16 protein-coding genes are annotated in these 19351 nt (G+C 71.4%); 4 read left to right on the forward strand and 12 right to left on the reverse strand.

Features of this window, described 5'->3' with window-relative positions; genetic code table 11:
• Positions 1–13: 13 nt before the first annotated feature.
• The 11 genes from BM109_RS19590 to BM109_RS19640 all read right to left on the reverse strand — a co-directional run bounded on the left by BM109_RS19590 (position 14) and on the right by BM109_RS19640 (position 13749).
• On the reverse strand, positions 14–883 hold the full coding sequence (locus tag BM109_RS19590) for an amino acid ABC transporter ATP-binding protein (protein WP_093345795.1): 870 nt from the start codon (positions 881–883) through the stop codon (positions 14–16).
• Positions 870–1706 (reverse strand): amino acid ABC transporter permease, encoded by an 837-nt coding sequence (locus BM109_RS19595; protein ID WP_093345798.1) that lies wholly within the window; start codon positions 1704–1706, stop codon positions 870–872. Before BM109_RS19595 ends, BM109_RS19590 begins: the two co-directional genes overlap by 14 nt.
• Entirely contained in the window at positions 1696–2442 is a 747-nt protein-coding gene (locus tag BM109_RS19600) for an amino acid ABC transporter permease (protein ID WP_093345802.1), read from the reverse strand. The genes BM109_RS19595 and BM109_RS19600 overlap by 11 nt, the downstream gene beginning before the upstream one ends.
• A 151-nt stretch (positions 2443–2593) precedes the next feature.
• The gene (locus tag BM109_RS19605; RefSeq protein ID WP_093345804.1) at positions 2594–3448 is read right to left on the reverse strand and encodes a transporter substrate-binding domain-containing protein; all 855 of its coding nucleotides are present in this window, start codon (positions 3446–3448) and stop codon (positions 2594–2596) included.
• A gap of 70 nt (positions 3449–3518) precedes the next feature.
• Positions 3519–5216, reverse strand: coding sequence for a rhodanese-like domain-containing protein (locus BM109_RS19610; protein WP_093345807.1), 1698 nt, complete (start codon positions 5214–5216; stop codon positions 3519–3521).
• A gap of 84 nt (positions 5217–5300) precedes the next feature.
• Entirely contained in the window at positions 5301–6209 is a 909-nt protein-coding gene (locus tag BM109_RS19615; RefSeq protein ID WP_093345809.1) for an NAD(P)H-binding protein, read from the reverse strand.
• Complete coding sequence (locus BM109_RS19620) at positions 6206–7282, reverse strand: ABC transporter substrate-binding protein (RefSeq protein ID WP_093345812.1); 1077 nt, start codon at positions 7280–7282, stop codon at positions 6206–6208. Before BM109_RS19620 ends, BM109_RS19615 begins: the two co-directional genes overlap by 4 nt.
• Positions 7283–7306: 24 nt before the next feature.
• Positions 7307–8938 (reverse strand): ABC transporter substrate-binding protein, encoded by a 1632-nt coding sequence (locus tag BM109_RS19625; protein ID WP_093345816.1) that lies wholly within the window; start codon positions 8936–8938, stop codon positions 7307–7309.
• Between the two features lie 2 nt (positions 8939–8940).
• The gene (locus BM109_RS19630; protein ID WP_093345818.1) at positions 8941–10575 is read right to left on the reverse strand and encodes an ABC transporter substrate-binding protein; all 1635 of its coding nucleotides are present in this window, start codon (positions 10573–10575) and stop codon (positions 8941–8943) included.
• On the reverse strand, positions 10572–12125 hold the full coding sequence (locus BM109_RS19635; RefSeq protein ID WP_093345821.1) for an amidase: 1554 nt from the start codon (positions 12123–12125) through the stop codon (positions 10572–10574). The genes BM109_RS19630 and BM109_RS19635 overlap by 4 nt, the downstream gene beginning before the upstream one ends.
• 19 nt (positions 12126–12144) lie before the next feature.
• Positions 12145–13749: an ABC transporter substrate-binding protein gene (locus BM109_RS19640; RefSeq protein WP_093345824.1), complete on the reverse strand. Its 1605-nt coding sequence runs from the start codon at positions 13747–13749 to the stop codon at positions 12145–12147.
• A 220-nt stretch (positions 13750–13969) separates the two neighbouring features.
• Between BM109_RS19640 and BM109_RS19645 the strand changes: the two genes are divergently transcribed.
• Positions 13970–15205 carry an acyl-CoA dehydrogenase family protein gene (locus BM109_RS19645; RefSeq protein ID WP_093345826.1) on the forward strand — a complete coding sequence of 412 codons (1236 nt, stop codon included), beginning with the start codon at positions 13970–13972 and terminating at the stop codon, positions 15203–15205.
• 14 nt (positions 15206–15219) lie between these two features.
• Here the strand turns inward: BM109_RS19645 and arr are convergent, their stop codons facing one another.
• A complete protein-coding gene (arr, locus tag BM109_RS19650; RefSeq protein ID WP_093345829.1) occupies positions 15220–15630 on the reverse strand; it encodes an NAD(+)--rifampin ADP-ribosyltransferase in 411 nt (136 codons plus the stop codon).
• 198 nt (positions 15631–15828) lie between these two features.
• On the opposite strand from arr, the gene BM109_RS19655 reads away from it, so the two are divergent.
• The 3 genes from BM109_RS19655 to BM109_RS19665 all read left to right on the forward strand — a co-directional run bounded on the left by BM109_RS19655 (position 15829) and on the right by BM109_RS19665 (position 19335).
• Complete coding sequence (locus BM109_RS19655; RefSeq protein WP_093345831.1) at positions 15829–17013, forward strand: LLM class flavin-dependent oxidoreductase; 1185 nt, start codon at positions 15829–15831, stop codon at positions 17011–17013.
• 61 nt (positions 17014–17074) lie between these two features.
• The gene (locus BM109_RS19660) at positions 17075–18100 is read left to right on the forward strand and encodes an aldo/keto reductase (protein WP_093346183.1); all 1026 of its coding nucleotides are present in this window, start codon (positions 17075–17077) and stop codon (positions 18098–18100) included.
• Positions 18097–19335 (forward strand): SfnB family sulfur acquisition oxidoreductase, encoded by a 1239-nt coding sequence (locus BM109_RS19665; RefSeq protein WP_093345834.1) that lies wholly within the window; start codon positions 18097–18099, stop codon positions 19333–19335. Before BM109_RS19660 ends, BM109_RS19665 begins: the two co-directional genes overlap by 4 nt.
• Positions 19336–19351 lie beyond the last annotated feature (16 nt).

The raw sequence follows: 19351 nt of genomic DNA on the forward strand, positions 1-19351 counted from the left end.
GAGCCTCGGTGGGTCAGAGGGCGAAGCGCAGCCGGTCGAAGGGCGGCGTTTCGGGGAAGGGGGCGGGGCGGCGCGCGGGCACGCTGTCGCCCGACGGGTCGCGCGCGCCGTCACCGAGCGCGCGATGCAGGAACGCGCGTGTGCGGTCGCTCGCGGGCGCGCGGAAGATGCGCGCGGGCGGGCCGTGCTCGACGATCACGCCGGCCTCGGTGAAGTAGACGGTGTCGCTGATCTCCTCGGCGAAGCGCATCTCGTGCGTCACCAGCACGCAGGTCAGGCCTTCGCGCACCAGGTCGCGGATCACGGTCAGCACCTCGCCCACGGTCTCGGGGTCGAGCGCCGAGGTCACCTCGTCGAACAGCATCAGCTCGGGCCGCATCGCGAGCGCGCGCGCGATCGCCACGCGCTGCTGCTGACCGCCCGAGAGCTCGCCCGGATAGGCCGCGGCCTTGTGCGAGAGCCGCACCTTGTCGAGCAGCTCGCGCGCCTCGCGCTCGGCGGCGGCGCGCTCGCGGCCGGCCACGCGCGTGGGGGCGATCACCAGGTTCTCGAGCACCGTGAGGTGCGGGAACAGGTTGTACTGCTGGAACACGAAGCCCACGCGCTTGCGCAGCGCGATGAACTCGGCCTCGGCGCGCAGCGCGTCCACGCGCGTGTCGCCGACACGGATCTCGCCGCGCTGCGGTCGCAGCAACCCGGTGATGCAGCGCAGGATGGTCGACTTGCCCGAGCCCGAGGGCCCGATGATCGACACCGCCTGGCCGCGCTGCACCTCGAGCGAGATGCCGCGCAGCACCGCGTTGGCGCCGAAGGCGAGCTCCACGTCGCGCAGGGCGACCAGGGGCGTGTTGGAGAGGGGGGGTGCGGTCTCAGTGGCGGGCATGGCGGCGTTCCAGCGCGCGTGTGGCGCGGGCGATCGGGTAGCAGTAGGCGAAGAACACGGCGAGCAGCGTGAAATAGACCAGCACCGTGAAGTCGGTGCGCGCCACCGTGTTGCTCGCGACCTGGGCCGCGTCGACCACGTCGTGCGCGCCGACCAGCGAGGACAGCGCCGTGCTCATCGTGATGCTCGCGTAGAGGTTCATCCAAGGCGGCAGCATGCGGCGCAGGCACTGCGGCAGCACGATCAGCCGGAAGATCTCGCCGCGCCGGAAGGCCAGCGACTGCGCGGCCTCCCATTGCGCGCTCGGGATCGATTGGATCGCGCCGCGGAAGATCTCGGCCACCACCGCGCTCGTGGGCAGCGCGAGGCCCAGCACCACCTTGAGCCAGTCGGGGAAGGGCACGGTCCAGGCCGCCAGCCGCAGCTCGAACGGAAACACGTAGGTGGTGAAATAGATCAGCACCAGCACCGGCGCGTTGCGGAAGAACTGCACGTACCAGCGCGTGGCCCCGCGCACCGGCGCGAACGGCGAGAACGACAGCGCGCCCACCAGCAGCCCTACGGCGGTGCCGATCGCCATCGCGAGCACGCTGATCTGGATGTTGGTGAGCAAGCCCAGCAGCAGCGTGGGCGACCATTGCCACAGGTGGCGCAGCGCGACGGGCGTGGTGCCGGTGGCGGTCCAGGCCGCGACCAGCAGCAGCACGGCGGCCAGCGCGGCGAGCCAGGGATGGCGGCGCGGATCGAGGTGCGCGATGAAGCCTGCGCCGGCCTCGGCGCCGAGTGCGGAAGCGGCCGGGGCCGCGGCGATCTCACTGGCCATAGCCGGGCATCCGCCAGCGCGCCTCGAGCCAGCGCCCGGCCAGGCTCACGAGCCAGGTCAGCAGGCCGAAGTACAGCAGGATCAACAGCAGCAGCTCGAGCACGTTGTCGCGCTGCGTCCAGATCATGATCGACTCGTAGGTCACGTCGCCCACGGCGATGGCCGAGGCCACCGCGGTCATCTTGACCAGGTCGACCAGGTTGTTGACCAGCGAGGGCAGCGCGAAGCGCAGCGCCAGCGGCAGCTCGACGCGCCACAGCAGCTGGCGCTGCGAGAAGCCCAGCGAGCGCGCGGCCTCGAGCGTGACGCGCGGCACCGCCTCGATGCCCGCGCGCAGCGCCTCGGCATGGAACACGCCCTTGTGCAGCGCCACCACGATCACCACCCAGACGAAGGGCGTCAGCGGATTGCCGCCGAGGCCCTGCAGCTGCTGCGTGATCAGCATGTTGAGCACGAGGAAGGCGCAATAGAGCTGCACCAGCGTCGGCGTGTTGCGCGTGACCTCCACGAAGGCGCGCGCCGGCAGCGCGACCCAGCGCCGCGGCGAGGTCAGCGCGGCCGCGATCGCCACGCCGGCCGCGAGGCTGCAGGGCACGGTCAGCACGCAGAGCTCGAAGGTGACGAGCAGGCCGCGCAGGAAGGCCTGGCGCTCGCCCGCGTCGAGCACGAAGGCGTAGTTGAGGCCCAGGGGCTTGAGCGCGGCCACGGCCTGCGCGAGCAGTCCGGCGTCGTTCATGGCTGGCGCGCCGACGATGGCGTGTCGGTGGAGGAGCGTGGCTTCATGGCGCGAACGGAAAGGGCAGGGCGCGGCGCCGGTTCAGGGGCGCCGCTCACGGCGAACGGAAGGTTGCGATGCGGCCGGGCCGAACGGGGCCGTGGCCGTTGGTTCAGGGCGCGGCGCGCAGCTTGGCCTGCAGCTCGGGCAGCAGCGGCTGCGGCGGCTCGATGCCGTTGCGCTTCTCGGTCTCGATCAGCCAGCCGCTGCGGTGCCATTGCTTCACCACCTTGTCGACGGCGGCGATGGTGTCGGCCTCGCCCTTGCGGGCCCAGACCACCGAGGGCGCGGGCAGGATCTCGTCGCGGATCGGCGCCGCGTAGGCGGCCCATTCGGGATTGCTGCGCAGCAGCGGCTGGATCAGCGTGGCGTCGTGCACGGCGGCCACGCAGTTGCCGCCGCGCAGCGCCAGCAGCGATTCCTGCGCGGTCTTGAAGCCGCGCACCTGGGCGCCGTACTGTTCCTGCAGCGGCTTCACGAAGCTGCTGCCCTGCGAGGCGCACACGGTCTTGCCGCGCAGGTCTTCCCACTTGGCGATGCCGCTGGTCTTGAGCACGGCGGCCGTGCCGCCCACGCGGTAGAACGGCGTCGGCGCATAGCCGAGGATCTCGCCGCGGTCGGCGTTGTATTCCATCGAGGCGATCAGCAGGTCGACCTTGCCCGACTGCAGGAACTGCACCCGGTTGGCCGGCTGCACCTGCACCAGCTCGACTTCGGCGCCGAGCTGCTTGGCGAGGTCGCGCGCGAGGTCGGGGTTCCAGCCCACGAGCTGCTGCGTGGCCGGGTCGATCGAGCCGAAGGGCCCGCCGTTGACCACCACGCCGATCGCGACCTTGCCGCGCTGCTTGATGCGGTCGAGCGTCGCGTCGGCATGGGCCGCGCCGGCCAGGCCGAGCAGGGTGGCGAGCGCCGCGGCGGCGAATCGGGAGGAAGAGGGGTAGAAACGCGAACGCGGACGGGAAGTCATCGAATGAAAGGGACGAAGCAGGGCAGGCGGCGATCTTCCGAGGCCGCGCCTGCCGTCGCAACGAAGGCCTTCAACTATCGATATGCGCTTTTCCGTGCAAGCCTCGGGTCGCTTCGCCGTGCGGCCGGAACACGGCCAGCTCGTCGCTCGCGCATTGCGCGATCAGGCCCAGCTCCCAGTCGAGGTAGCGGCGCGCCGCCTCGAGATTGCCGTCGTGCCGGTCGTGCACGAAGAACAGGTAGTCGATGGCCTCGGCATCGGTGGGCGACGCGGGCGTGGCCTCCACGCCGTGGCCCGCGGCCGGGAGCGCCTCGTGCGTGGTCCAGGTCGGCGCGGGCCAGCCGGCATCGCGCAGGTCGGCGGCGGCGAGCCGCGCCACCAGCGCGTCGGGCGCGATCAGCAGCAGCGGGCGGCGCGTGTCGCCGCCGGTGGCGGTGCGCGCATCGGCCAGCAGGCGCGGGCGGATCGACCAGCACGCGCCGCGCACATGGGCCTGGCGGTAGGCCGGCGACGCGCGCAGGTCGAGCAGCACCGTGCCTTCGGGCAGCGCGGCCAGCTGCCCGGCCGAAGCCGAAGCGGGCACCGGGCCCAGCGCCGGCGCCGCGCCCTCGGGCACGCGCAGCCCGCTCGCGAGGCCGCCCTCGACCAGCGCGGCCTCCAGGCCCAGCCGGCGCAGCCACAGCGCGATGACCGGCGCGCGCACGCCATCGTCGTCGAGCACCAGCACGCGCGCATGGCGCACGCCGATCTGCAGGTCGGTGGCCTGCAGCAACTGGCCGCCCGGCGCATGGCGCGCGCCGGGCAGGCTGCCGGCCGCGAATTCCTCGGCCGTGCGCACGTCGAACACGAAGGCGGTGCGGCTGGCGTCGTCGAGCCAGGCCTGTGCCGCGGCCCGCGACAGCACCGGCACGCCGAAACGCCGCGCGGCGGCCTCGGCACTCGCGCGCGCGGCTTCGCGCTGCGCCGCATCGGGCGCGGCCGGCAGCGCGCGGCGGCTGCCGCGTTCGAGCTCGAGGCCGGCCAGCGCCCAGCCCTGGGTGCCGTTCTCGAGCGCGAACACCGGGTTGGGCACGCCGAGGTCGCGCAGGATCTGTGCGCCGACGATGCTGCGGGTGCGGCCCGCGCAGTGCACCACGATCGGCGTGCGCTCGTCGCTCACCTGGGTGCGCCAGCGCAGCGCCAGTTCGCCGTTGGGAACGGGAATGGCGCCGGGCAGCGTCATCTTGCGGTGTTCCTCGAGCGTGCGTCCATCGAGCAGCACGAAGGGCTCGGCCTCGCGCTGCCAGCGCGCCAGCGTGGGCGCGTCGATGTGCGGCACCTCGAAGGCATGCTCCGCGACCTCGCCAAAGGTCTTCGAAGGCAGATTCACGCCCTTGAACAGCGTGCGGCCCGCGCCTTCCCAGGCCGGCGCGCCGCCGGCCAGCACCGAGACGCCGGACCAGCCGAGCGCGGCCAGCCGAACCGCCGCGCGCCGGGCCAGCGCATCGCCGTCGATGCCGTCGTCGAACAGCACGGTGCGGGTCGCGCGGCGCGGCACCAGCCGCGCCACCTCGGGCTCGAGCCGGCTGTAGGCCGCATGCACCGCGAAGAAGGGATGGCCCTCGCCGTACTGGCCGTGCTCGCGGATGTCGAGCAGCGCGAGCTCGTCGCCGTCGCGCAGCCAGCGCTGCAGGGTGGCGGCATCGATGGCGGGCACGCGTTCGAGGGAGGAGTAGAAGGAGGGCGCCGCGCCGGTGGCGGGCGCCGCGAGATCGGCGAGTGAGGACATGGGATGGGGACGGTGAAAACCGGCGGCACCTTAGCGGCCGCCGCCGCGCGCGGCTACGAAGCCTTCCGCATAAGCACATGCGGTTCAGGCCGCGAGCGACTCGGCCACGAAGTCCTCGATGCGCCGTGGTGGCCGGCCCAGCACGCGTTCCACCGTGTCGGTGACGGTGGCCGCCTCGCCGGCACCGATCAGCGCGGCGAACTGCGCATGCACCTGCGCGATGTAGGGCGAGGGCGCCTGCGCCTGGCGCGCCGCCAGCGCCTGCGGCGACAGTGGCTCGGCCACCACCGGCCGGCCGCTGAGGCCGGCGGCGATGCGCGCGAGCTCGCCATGGTCCACGGCGCGCGCGCCGGTCAGCACCCAGGGGCCGGGCGGCGCGTCGTCCGCGTCGTTCAGCAGCGCCTCGACCGCCACGTCGGCGATGTCGCGCGCATCGATGGAGGCCACGCGCGGCAGGCCCGGCGGCGCATGCAGCACATCGCCCGCGGCCAGTTCGGCCGCCAGCCGCGCCAGCACCACCTGCGTCCAGGCATTGGGGCGCAGCACGCGGTGCGCGATGCCCGTGGTGGCCAGCGCGGCCTCGATGCGCGCATGCGCGTCGCCCGACAGCGAACGGCCCGGCGGCTCGATGGTCCAGTGCGAGCCCGAGAGCTTGACGATGCGGCGCACGCCGGCCTCGGCCGCGGCCTCGATGGCGGCGATCTGCTGCGCGGCCAGCTCGGGCACGATCGGCGACAGCAGGAACAGATGCGAGACGCCCTCGAAGGCGCGCCGCAACGAGGCCCGGTCCTCGAGGTTGCCCACCGCCACCTCGAAGGGTGCGCGCTCGTGCCGGCTCTGGTCGGCCAGCGCGGCGGCATTCGCCACCTGCCGCGTGAAGGCGCGCACCACCGCGCCGCGCTCGCGCAGCCGCGGCACCAGCAGGCGGCCGAGTCGGCCGGTGGCACCGGTCACAAGGATGCGCGGCGCCGGGTTGGCGTTGGCGGCGCTCATGCGGCGGCAAGCACCGCGGCTTCGGGCGCTGCCGCCTTGCCGGCACGCAACGCACGCAAGGGCTCGGCATCGACCCACTCGCCGAGGTCGAAGTCGCCCGGCAGGAAGCCCCACTGCAGCAGGAAGTCCTTGAAATGCCCGATCGCATCGACCAGCGGCGCGTCGAGCCCGATGCCCAGGTGCCGGTGCACCTCGGGCCCGTTCGAGGCCAGCACCGCCTCCTCGCTGGTGGCGATCTCGCGCGCCACGAAGCGTACCGTCTCGTCGGGATGGTCCTCGGCCCAGCGGCCGGCGCGCTCCACCACCTCGAGCAGGCGCAGCACCAGGTCGGGCCGCCGCTCGGACAGCGCCGCATCGACCGTCAGCACGCGCGGCGTGCCGTTGTTGATGCGGATCTTCGGATCGGGATGGCTGCCGAACTCGGACACCACCTGGGCGCCGATCAGGTTCGCGACCACCAGGCCTTCCGCTCCCTTGACGAAGATCGCGTCGACCTCGCCGCGCACCAGCGCCTCGACTTCGCGGAAATAGGGATGGCGTCGGCGCAGCCCGAACAGGCTGGGCTCGCCTTGCGCGAGGATCACCGACTCCTCGATCGGCAGCTGCACCAGCGTGAGGTCCTCGGTCGTGAGGCCGACCAGCGACAGCGCCGACACCACGCCCTTGAGCGCGGTGGCGCGATGGAAGTCGATCAGGTCGTTGACGCGGCGCGGCACCGCGAAGCGCCGGCCCGCGAGCTGCTCGATCGACGCGATGCCGCGCCCCGGCAGGGTCACGATGGCCTGGAACTCGTCGGTCCAGGTGATCGCCACCAGCCGCGTCGCGCGGCCGTTGGCGCGGGCCCAGATCGGCGGGATGTTGCCGCCCTGGCGGAAGGACCAGGCCAGGTGGTGGTCGAAGTGGCTCTCGCGGATGCTGCGGTCCTTCGAGTCGATGATCGATTCGATCGCGATGCCTTCCTCGGCGAAGGTCTGGGCCAGCCAGCCCTGGCGCGCGGCGATGCCCAGCGGCGAGGGCACGGGGCAGCGGGTGTACCAGAGCACGTCGGGGCGGTCGGTGGTGGCGGTGGTCATGGAGAGGTTTCCTTTCACTGTCGATCAGGTGCCGATCCACGCACCGGCCAGGTTGCCGGCGATGCCGTCGGCGCTGACCGTGTGGCCGCGCACGCGGCGATCGGCGATGGTGTAGTTGTCCAGCGCGAGCAGCGTGATGTCGGGCAGGTCGCGCACGATGTGGCGCTGGAACTCGGCGAAGGCCTGGCGCCGGCGCGCCTCGTCGGTCTCGATGGCGGCTGCCTCGAGCAGCCGGTCGACCTCGGGGTTGTTGTAGCCCGAGCCGTTGGAGAACGGCAGGCCCTTCTTGAAGTTCTTCGACCAGTACAGGCGCTGGATGCCCACGGTGGGGTCGAAGGTGTTGCTCATCACGCTCACGTGCAGGTCGAAGGCGCGGTCGGCATAGATGCGGCGCACGTAGGTCGCGAAGTCGGTCGCGTTGATCGTGACCTCGATGCCGATGCGTCCCAGGCTCTGCTTCAGGTACTCGGCGGTGCGCTGGCCGCCCTCGTTGGGAATGGGCGTCAGCGCGAGCTTGAGCCGCAGGTTGGGGCCGGCCTTGCCGCGCGTCAGGCCCGCCGCGTCGAGCAAGGCCTCGGCCTGCTTCGGATCGTGCGGCAGCACCGGCAGGTCGGGCACGTAGAACTTCGCGAGCGCCGGATGCACCGGCCCCGGGATCAGCCGGCCCTGGCCGTACCACACGGTCTTCTGCACCACCTGGCGGTTGATGGCATGCGCGATCGCCTGGCGCACGCGCAGGTCCTGCAGCGCGGGGTTCTCGAGGTTGAACTCCACGCGCGAGACGTTGTTGATGTACTGGTAGCCGTTCGGCTCGAACACCAGGTTCGGCCTGGCGCGCAGCCGCTCCACGTCGCCCAGCGGCACCGGCGTGCCCGGGCTCAGGTGCACCTCGCCCTTCTCGATCGCGGCCGCGCGCGCGGCCGCGTCGGGGATGAAGCGCACGATCAGCCGGTCGACGTAGGGCTTGGGGCTGTCCCAGTAGTCGGGGTTGCGCTCGTAGCTCACGTGGCTGCCGCGCACCCATTCCTTGAAGACGAAGGGGCCGGTCCCCACGGGCGCGTTGTTGGCCGGGTTGGCGTCGGCCTTGCCGTTCTCGTAGAGGTGCTTCGGCACGATCGGCGACTCGGCCGCCGACAGCGCGGTGATCAGGTAGGGCACCGGCTTCGACAGCACCAGGATCGCGGTGTGCGCATCGGGCGTGCGCACCTCCGACACGCTCGAGAAGGTGGCGCGCCCGCGCGGGTGGTATTGCTTGAGCAGGCCGATCGAATGCGCGACGTCGGCCGAGGTGAAGGGCCGGCCGTCGTGCCACTTCACGCCGCGGCGCAGGGTGAAGCTGTACTGCAGCCCGTCGGCGCTCACGCTCCAGGCGGTCGCGAGCTGCGGCTGCGGCGAGAGGTCGAAGCCGTAGCTCAGCAGGCCCTCGGTGGTCTTGGCCGAGATCAGCACCGAGGCGCCGGCCGAATGCGCGATGGTGGTGAGCGTGGGCGGCTCGGGATCGATCAGCACGGTCAGCGTGCCGCCGCGCACCGGCGTGCCCGCGTCGCGGCCCTGCGCGAGCGCGGACACCGCCGCGAACGGCGAGGCCAGGCCCGCGAGCCCGAGTCCCGCGCCGGCCTGCAGCCAGGCGCGGCGCTCCATGTTCCAGTCCTGCATGCTCATCCCTTGAGGTGAAGATCGGCGAAGTTGCCCGACAGGCCCTCGGCGCCGACCGTGTGTCCGCCGATGCGGCGATTGGCCACCGTGACCTGCGCCACCGCCACCAGCCCGATGGTCGGCAGCTCGCGCGCGATCACGCGCTGGAACTCGGCGTAGAGCGCGCGCCGCTTCGCGGCATCGTTCTCCACCGCCGCGGCCTCGAGCAGCCGGTCGACCTCGGGGTTGTCGTAGTGCGCGCCGTTGGAGAAGGGCACGCCCGGGCGGAAGTTCTTCGACCAGTAGAAGCGCTGGATGCCCACCGCGGGATCGAACATCTGGCTCATGCCCTGGTTGTTGAAGTCGAAGTCGCGGTCGGTGTAGACGCGCTTGATGTAGGCGCCGAACTCCTGCGTGCGCACCGTCACGTCGATGCCCACGCGCGCGAGCGCCTGGCGGATGTACTGGCCCACGCGGTTGCCGCCGCCGTCGAACACGTCGTGGCTCACGCGAAAGCGCACGCCGTCGGCGCCGCGTGCAAAGCCGGCCTCGTCGAGCAGCGCCTCGGCGCGCTTGCGGTCGAAGCCCGGCACGCCCGCCGCGGGCTCGTAGAAGGCACGCAGCACCGGCGAGATCGGGCCCGGCGCGGCCAGGCCGTAGCCGTACCACACGGTCTTGAGGATCACCTCGCGATCGATCGCATGCGCCACCGCCTGGCGCACCTTGGCGTGACGGAAGTAGGGGTTGTCGAGGTTGAACTCGATGCGCGTGGTCGAGTTGTTGAAGTACTCGTTGCCGCGCGTGTCCAGGCTCAGGTGCGGCAGCGCCTTGAGCCGGTCGAGGTCGGGGATCGGCACCGGTGTCGCGCCGGCCAGGTCGACCGTGCCGCTCTCGAGCGCGGCCGCGGCCGCCGCGGGGTCGGGCACGAAGCGCACCACCAGCCTGTCGATGTAGGGCTTGCCGGCATCCCAGTAGTCGGGGTTGCGCTCGTAGATCAGGTGGCTGCCGCGCTGCCATTCCTTGAACACGAAGGGCCCGGTGCCGATCGGCGCGTTGTTGGCCGGATGGCTCGCGAGCTCGCGACCCTCGTAGACATGGCGCGGCACGATCGGCGACTCGGCGGCAGCCAGCGCGGTCAACAGGAAGGGCGCGGGCTTGCTCAGCACCAGCACCGCGGTGTGCGCATCGGGCGTGCGCACCTCGCTCACGCTCGCGAAGGTGGCGCGCCCGCGCGGATGCGACTGCTTGAGCGCGAGGATCGAGAAGGCCACGTCGGCCGAGGTGAAGGGACGGCCGTCGTGCCACTTCACGCCGCGGCGCAGCCTGAAGGTGTATTGCAGGCCATCGGGTTGCACCTCCCAGGCCACGGCGAGCTGCGGGCGCGGGCGCAGCTCGAAGTCGTAGCTCAGCAGGCCCTCGACCGCCTTGGGCGACACCAGGAAGGTGCCGGCCGCGGAGTTGACCAGGCCCACCAGCGTGGGCGGCTCGAGCGCGGTGAGCAGGGTGACGACGCTGCCGGGCTTGTGGCGCGGCGCGGTGTCCGGCTCGGTATGGGGCGCGGCATTGGCCGCGGCGGCCGGCACCGCGGCCAGCGCGAGCGGCAGCCCCGCGAGCCGCCGGTGGAAATGCCGGCGGCTGATCGGAGGCGTCGGTGTCATGCGGCGGGCGCGGTCGGGGCTGCAGGCGTTGCGGGCGCGGCCACGCTGTCCTCGTAGCCCGGCGGCGCGATGAAGCCGCCATAGGCCTCCTCGAGCAGCCGCGCGAAGGCGATGGTGGTGCGGTCCTCGAGGTAGGCGCCGACCGCCTGCGCGCTCACCGGCAGGCCCTCGTCGTCGAGCCCGATCGGGAAGCTGGTGGCCGGCAGGCCCGGCAGCACCGGCAGGCCGGCCCAGGCGAACAGGTCGAGGAAGCGCACCTCGCGCGTGCCGTCCTCGAAGGCCACGGGATAGGTGCGCGCATCCTTGGGCTCGTCGTGGTTGTGGCGGAAGGCCGGCAGCGGCGCCACCGGCGTCACCACCACGTCGAACTGCGCGAAGAAGCGTTCCCACTGGTGGCGCAGCGCCACGCGCGCCTCGTGGTCCTGCAGCCACTGGCTGTGGCGCAGCGTGGAGGCGCGCAGCCAGGCCGCGTCGGCGCTGTCGTCCTCGGGCGAGAGTGCCTCGAGCCGCTGCTGCGCGGCCTCGCTGAGCGCCGGCGGCGTGGCCAGCGACGAGCCCAGCAGGCTGCGGTAGACGCGGTGCGAGCGCACCAGGTCGGGCAGCAGACCCGGCGGCAGGTCGGCCGGCCGGCTCACCTGCACGCCCTGCGTGCGAAGCCGGTCGACCACGCGCTCGCTCACCTGGCGCTCGTGCACGCTGCGCTCGCTGCCGGGCCACTGGTCGATCACCAGCACGCGGAAATCGGACAGCCGCGCATGGCGCGCCGGCGGCAGGGTCGCCTTCCAGCCCTTGGCCAGCAGCGGATCGCGATTGATCAGCAGGCCGAGCGCGAGCTCGAGATCGGACGCCGTGCGCGCGAGCGGCCCGGCCACCACCAAGTCGCGCTCGGCATGGCGGCCCGAGGGCACGCCGGTGCCGCGCAGCGCGACCAGGCCCGCGGTCGGCTTGTGGCCGTACACGCCGTTGAAGTGCGCGGGAATGCGGATCGAGCCGCCGATGTCGGTGCCGATCTCCAGCGCCACGTAGCCAGCGGCCAGCGCCGCGGCCGAGCCGCCCGAGGAGCCGCCCGGCGTGCGCGCCGGGTCCCAGGGGTTGTTGCTGATGCCGTAGACCGCGTTGTAGCTCTGCAGGTCGGCCAGGCCCAGCGGCACGTTGCTCTTGCCGACGATCACCGCGCCGGCCTCGCGCAGCGCGGCCACGGCGAGCGAGTCCTCGCGCGCCACGTTGTCGGCGAAGGCCGGGTTGCCGCTGCTCGTGACCAGGCCCGCCACGTCGAAGGATTCCTTCACCGTGACCGGCACGCCCAGCAGTGGCCGGCGCTCGCCGCGCGCGAGCGCCGCGTCGGCCTCGCGTGCCGCGGCGCGGGCGCGCTCGTCGTCGCGCACGGGCACCGCGTTGAGCGCGCCGTCGAAGCGGTCGATGCGCGCGAGCAGGTGCTCGAGCAGCGCTACCGCGCTGACGCGGCCCTCGGCCAGTGCGCGGGCCTGTTCGCCGGCGCTCGCGAAGCTCAGTGCATGGAGTTGGTCGTTCGTGATGTCCTGGAGGCTCATGGCGGTCCGTCCGTCTGTCTTATTTGCGGGGTTCGATCCAGGCATCGGCGAAGTCGCCGGCCGTGAGATCGATGCTGTTGTTGAGTTCGTGCACGCGGGTGCTGTAGACCTGCAGCGCCGAATGCACCGTGACCAGCGGCACCACCGGCAGCTCGCGGCCCACGATCTGCTGGATCTGGCGGAACTGGGTGGCGCGCTTCGCGCCGTCGAGTTCGACCGCGGCCTGGCGGAACAGCTCGTCGACCTGCGGGTTGTCGTAGTGCGAGGCATTGATCCAGATCAGCGGATTGCGCACCCCGTCGCCCCAGTAGATGCGCTGCACGCCCACCGTCGGGTCGAACAGCCGGCCCAGGCCGTTGAGGTTGATGTCGAAGTCGCGCGTGCTGTAGACGCGCTTGAGGAAGGTGGGCAGGTCGCCGTCGACGATCTCGACCTTGACGCCGATGCGCGAGAAGGCCGCGCGCAGGTAGTCGCTGGTGCGCTTGAATTCCGCGCCCGGGATGTAGCTCAGCCGCAGCGAGAAGCGCGTGCCGCCCGCGCCGCGCGGCTGGCCGGCCTCGTCGAGCAGGCGGTTGGCCGCGGTCACGTCGAAGGGATAGCGGAAGGTGCTGTCGTCGTAGTAGTCGGCCAGCACGCGCGGGATCGGCGAGTTCACCACCTCCACGCGCTTGTAGTAGATGGTGTCGCGGATGAAGTTGCGGTCGATCGCCTGCGCGATCGCATGCCGCACCTTCGGGTTCGCGAGCACCGGGTTCTCGAGGTTGAACTCGAGGAACGAGGCGTTGTTGAGGAAGGCGTCGTAGGTGGCGTCGACCTTGAGCTTCGGGTTCTTCTCGAGCCGTTCGAGGTCGGCCAGGCCCACGCCGAGCGCCGCGTCGACCTCGCCGGTCTCGACCGCGGTGGAGATCGCGGCCGGATCGCGCACGAACTTCACGATCACGCGGTCGAGGTGCGGATAGCCCTTGCGCCAGTAGTTCGGATTCTTCTTGAGCACCAGGTGGCTGCCGCGCACCCACTGGTCGAACACGAAGGGACCGGTGCCCACGGGCGCCGTGACGTTGGGATTGCCCAGCGGCTCGCCGTCGGCGTAGCGGTGCGAGGGCACGATGGGCAGCTCGGCGGAGGACAGCGACTTCAGCAGGAAGGGCGCGGGCTTCGACAGCACGATCACCGCGGTCAGCGGATCGGGCGCGTCGACGCGTTCCACGTTCGCGAGCGTGATGCGCCCGCGCGGTCCCTGTTTCTTCTGCGTGAGGATCGAATAGCGCACGTCCTCGGCGCCGAAGTCGCGGCCGTCGTGCCACTTCACGCCGGGGCGCAGCTTGAAGGTGTACTTCAGGCCATCGGCGCTGACCTGCCACGACGTGGCGAGCAGCGGCTGCGCGCGGAACTGCGCGTCGTAGCGCAGCAGGCCCTCGGTGATCTTCGCACTGATGTTGCGGTTGTCGGTCTTGGTGTCGAGGAAGGACACCAGCGAGGTCGGCTCCTGCGACACCGCGAGCGTCAGCGTGCCGCCGTCGATGGGTTGGGGGGAGGGTGCGGTGCCCTGCGCGAAGGCGCCCGGGAGCGCGGCGGCCACTGCCGCGGCAAGGGCGACGCGCAGTGCCCATCGATCGAATTTCATTCTCTGACTGGTTAGCGGTTGGGCCGCCGATGGTCTGGGATATCCCCGCGAAATCCAAGCGCGCGCTTAGCATCTTTTCGCGTTTGGAAATGCGCCGTGCTCCACGCGATCCGTGCCCGTTCGCCATTGCAGGAATGCGAGTTTTCTTATGCGGGAAACGGCCATGCTGCGCGCCCATACTGCGTTCATCCTCGACCGCTCGCTGCCCGCACACTCACCGATGAACGCACCCGACCGCGCCGCGCTGGCGCCCGACCTCCAGACCCTGCTCGATCGCCTGCCCGCGCTGGCAGCCGCCATCGCACGAGGCGCTTCGCAGCGCGAACGCGACCGCGTGCTGCCCTTCGAGGCCTTCGCGCTGTTCCGCGCCTCGGGCCTCGGCGCGCTGCGCGTGCCGCCCGAGCGCGGCGGTCCCGGCGGCTCGGTCGAGGACCTGATCGAGGTGGTCGCGACGCTCGCCGCGGCCGACTCCAATGTCGCGCATGCGCTGCGCATCCACTACAACGCGATCGAGCTCTGGACCACCGCGCCACCCGATGCGAACAGCGAGCTGCAGCTGGCGCGCGTGCGCGAGGGCGCGCTGTTCGGCGGCGCCTTCACCGAGCTCGGCACGCCCAAGTCGGGCACCGTGACCACCGCGCTCGAGCGCGACGGCGATCGCCTCGTGCTCAACGGCCGCAAGTACTACGCCACCGGCACCGCCTTCTCGGACTACGCGAGCATCGCGGTGCGCGACCCCGAGGGCCGCGACGTCGCCATCGTCGTGCCCACGCGGCGCGAAGGCCTGCACGTGAAGGATGACTGGGACGGCATGGGCCAAAGGCTGACCGCGAGCGGCAGCCTGGAGTTCGAGGGCCTCGAGGTGCAGGCCGACGAGCTCGTGTACGGCAGCCCCAAGACCCTGCAGCGCCGCCATGCATCGTCGCTGCGCCAGCTCTACCTGGTGGCCGTGGCCGCCGGCATCGTGCGCAACATCTTTGCCGACGCGCTCGACTACGTGCGCCACCATGCGCGGCCGGCCGCGCACAGCTCGGCCGACAGCGCGGCGCAGGACCACTTCACGCAATGGGTGGTCGGCGACCTCGCGACCGCCACGCACGCGGTCGATGCGCTGGTCGCGGACAACGCGCGGCGCCTCGATCGTTCGGCGCAGGCGTTGCGGCACGATGCCGCAAGCGATCGCGAGGACGAGCGCACGCGCCAGCTCGTGCTCGAAGGCGCGCTCGCCACCGCGAAGACCCAGCTCGCGGTGAGCCGCATCGCGCTGCAGGCGGCCGAGCGGCTCTTCGAGGCCGGCGGCGCCTCGGCCACCTCGCGCCGCCACAACTTCGACCGCCACTGGCGCAACCTGCGCACGATCTTCAATCACAACCCGCTGCAGCAGAAGGCACGCGTGATCGGCGACCATCATCTCAACGGGACGACCACGCATCTCGAAGAGGGCAAGGTGTTCTGACAAGGTGTGGGCGTTCAGTCCTCGATCGCCTCGACGCCCGCGCGCCTGAGTTCCTCCAGGCGCTCGCGCATCGCCTGCAGCTGCTCGGGCGCGTGGCCCTGCCAATCCTTCACCTCGCCCGTGATCCGCAGCGGCTGCCGCGTGCGGTAGGACTTCGTCGGGTTGCCGGGGAATTTCTTGTCGGTCAGGTTGGGGTCGTCCTCGATCGGCCCGGTCGGCTCCACCACGTAGATCCGGCCGCGGCCCTCGCCGACGGCCAGCTCGGCGCCCCAGGTCGCGGCCTCGAGCGTGGCGCTCAGGTACACATACGCCGCCTTCCTGCGCTGGCCGTAGTTGGAGCTGTAGCCGGCCTCAATCAGGTCGCCGAGGTTCAGGTCGGCCTTGGTGCCGTGGTAGTAGGGCGGTGGGGTTGGGGTGGCTGACATGTGCGGATGTACCTCCGAGAAAAGTCGAGCCGAAGGAGGTTAGCGGAGTTCCATGCCCACGCTCCTACGCTTTCTCGTGTTCCCCCAAAGCCGTCCACCTTCGCCATTGCGCCTCCCCGCATATCGATATGCGAATTACGGGCGTGCCATTCCCGCCCCTGCTGGCCAGAATCCGCGCCAGCAGAAAGTAATCCTCCAATGCCCCTGTCACACCGACCCGGCGCCATCGCCGGATGGGAGCGCTTCGTCGCACCGACCGAATTCGCCGCCAGCCCGATCTCCCGCGCCTTCGAGCAGCCGGTGCTGCTGGGCCTGTTCCTGCCGATCCAGGCCGGGGGCTGGAGTGCGTCGACCTTGCCGCGCACCACCGACTGGCGCTTCGACTACAACCGCGACCTGGTGCTGCAGGCCGAGCGGCTGGGCTTCGACCTGGTGTTCGCGCTCTCGCAATGGCTGCCCAAGGGCGGCTACGGCGGGGTGTTCAACGGCAACGCGCTCGACTCCTTCATGACGACGGCGGCGCTCACCGCGGTGACGCAGCGCATCCTGCTGATCTCGACCATCCACGTGCTCTACGGGCCGCTGCATCCGCTGCACCTGGCCAAGTACGCGGCCACGCTCGACCACATCTCGGGCGGGCGCTGGGGCATCAACGTGGTGACGGGGCACCGCGCGGTCGAGCACGAGATGTTCGGCTCGCAGCGCATCGAGCACGACCGGCGCTATGAACTCGCGGCCGAGTTCCTCGAAGCGGTGCAGCGGCTGTGGGCCGACACCGAGAACTGGTCGTTCCAGGGCGAGTCGCCATGGAAGCTCGATGGTGCCTTCGTGTCGCCCAAGCCGCGCTTCGGGCGGCCCGTGCTGGTGAACGCGACCGGCTCCGACGCCGGCATCGAGTTCGCGGCGCGCTATTCCGACATCGTCTTCATCACGAGCCCGGCCGGCTCGAGCTTCCCGAGCGCGATCGAGGCGCTGCCCGCGCACACGGCGCGCGTGAAGCAGGCCGCGCGCGACGTGGGCCGCGAGGTGCGCACGCTGCTCAATCCCATGGTCATCAGCCGCGCGACCGAGAAGGAGACCTGGGCCTACCACGATGCGATCGTGGCGCATGCCGACGGCGATCCGCAGGCCAGCTTCAACCGCTTCGACAGCGACGCCCATGCGTGGCGCGGACGGGTCGGCAACGACGCCGCCAAGCGGCGTGCCATCGGCGGCAACATCGAGGTGATCGGCACGCCCGAGCAGGTGGTCGAGCAGTTCGTGCAGCTCAAGCGCGCGGGCGTCGACGGCCTGCAGTTGAGCTTCTACGACTTCAAGCCCGATCTCGAATTCTTCGGCGATCGCATCCTGCCGCTGATGAAGCAGGCCGGACTGCGCTTCTGATTCCGGCGCGTCACGCGCGCCGCCTCTTCCTTCCTCTCTTCTTCCTTCTCCCATGAGCACCATCGACTACCGGCCGCTCGGCCGCAGCGGCATCCTCGTCTCGCCGCTGACCCTCGGCACCATGATGTTCGGCGGCCAGACCGACCGCGCGACCTCGCAACGCATCGCCGACCGCGCGCGCGAGCAGGGCGTGAACTTCATCGACACCGCCAATGCCTACAACCAGGGCCAGTCGGAGACGGTGGTCGGCGAACTGATCGCGCCGCACCGGCAGCACTGGGTGCTGGCGACCAAGTTCGCCAATGCCGATCCCGACATCGAAGGACCGAACAACCGCAGCACCGGCCGCCACGGCATCGTGCGCTCGGTCGAGGCCAGCCTGAAGCGCCTGGGCACCGACCACATCGACCTGCTGTACCTGCACCGCGAGGACCGCAAGACGCCGGTGGAAGAAACCGTGCGTGCGCTCGGCGACCTGATCCGCGCGGGCAAGCTGCGCAGCTACGGCCTGTCGAACCACAGCGCCTGGAAGATCGCCGAGTTCGCGCGCACGGCCGATGCGCTCAACGTCGACCGGCCGGTGGCGACGCAGCCGCTCTACAACCTCGCGAACCGCCAGATCGAGGCCGAGCACCTGCCCGCGGCCGAGTACTACGGGCTCGGCGTGGTGTCGTACAGCCCGCTCGCGCGCGGCGTGCTCACGGCCAAGTACCGGCCCGGCGAAGCGCCGCCGCCCGGCACGCGCGCGGGCCGTGACGACAAGCGCATCCTGCAGACCGAATGGCGCCCCGAGTCGCTGGAGATCGCGCAGCGCGTGAAGGAACACGTGGAAGGCCGCGGCATCACGCCGGGCCAGTTCGCGCTGGCCTGGGTGCTCAACAACCGGCTCGTGACCTCGGCCATCGCCGGGCCGCGCACGCTCGAACAGTGGGAAGACTACGTGCCCGCGCTGCAGTACCGCTTCACCGACGCGGACGAGACGCTGGTCGATGGCCTCGTGACCACCGGCCATTCGTCGCGCCCGGGCTTCAACGATCCCAGCCACCCGTTCTTCGGCCGCAAGCCGCGGCATCGCGCGGCGCCATGAGCGCGCTGGCCGCATCGATCGAGGTTCGGGCGGATCTGCCGCGGACCGCGCGCCGCGTCGAGCCGGCGCAGCGGCTGCGCTCCGACGCCGAGGTGCTCGAAGCCGCGCGGCGCGTGGCCAGCTCGCTGGCCGAAGGCGCGGCCGCGCGCGACAGCCAGCGCCTGCTGCCCCAGCGCGAACTCGACCAGGTCTCGGGCGCCGGCCTGTGGGCCATGAACCTGCCGCGCGCCCATGGTGGCGCGGCCGTTTCGTACGCCACCGTGGCGCGGGTGTTCGCGATCCTGTCGGCGGCCGATGCCTCGATCGGCCAGGTCCAGCAGAACCACAACAGCGCCGTGTTCTGGCTCTCGACCATCGGCAGCGAGGCGCAGAAGGCCTTCTTCCTCGGCGAGATCCTGCGCGGCTGCCGCTTCGGCAACGCCAACGTCGATGCGCCGCGCGACGGCGCCGTGCAGCCGCTGCGGATCGAGCGCACGCCCCGAGGCTGGCTGCTGCGCGGCGAGAAGATCTACGCCACCGGCGCGCTGTTCGCGCACTACGTGTCGGCCATCGGCCTGAACGCGGCCGGCGAGAAGACGGTGGCGATCATTCCGGCGGGCACGCCGGGCCTGAGCATCGAGGACGACTGGCAGAGCTTCGGCCAGCGCACCACCGCGAGCGGCCGCGTGCATCTCGACGACGTGCTGCTGCCCGATCTCTGCGTGCTGCCGATCCACCGCGCGTACAGCGAGCAGCCGATGGGCGCGGTCTCGCAGATCAGCCACGTGGGCATCGACCTCGGCATCGCCCAGGCCGCGCTCGACGACACGGTGCGCTTCCTGCGCGAACACGCATCGATCGCGCAGCCGGCCGGCGCGCCGCGCGCGATCGTCGATGCGCTGGTGATCGCGCAGGTCGGCGAGATCCAGATCCGCCTGCACGCCGCCGAGGCGATGACGCAGCGCGCGGGCCTCGCGCTCGACGAGGCCATCGCCCGGCCCGACCGCGAGCGTCGCGCCGCGGCCTCGCTCGCGGTGGCCGAGGCCAAGGTGCTTACCTCGGAGATCGCGCTGCATGCCTCGAGCAAGCTGTTCGAGCTCTGCGGCACGCGTTCCGCGCAGGCGCCGCATGCCTTCGACCGCCACTGGCGCAACGCGCGCGTGCACACGCTGCACGACCCGGTGCGCCACAAGTTCACCGTGGTCGGCGATCACCTGCTCAACGGCATCCTGCCCGAGAGCGCAGGTGCGCTGTGACCCTGGCCCCCTTTCG

Origin of the sequence: Variovorax sp. PDC80, assembly GCF_900115375.1 — a bacterium.
Classification (GTDB): Bacteria; Pseudomonadota; Gammaproteobacteria; order Burkholderiales; family Burkholderiaceae_C; genus Variovorax.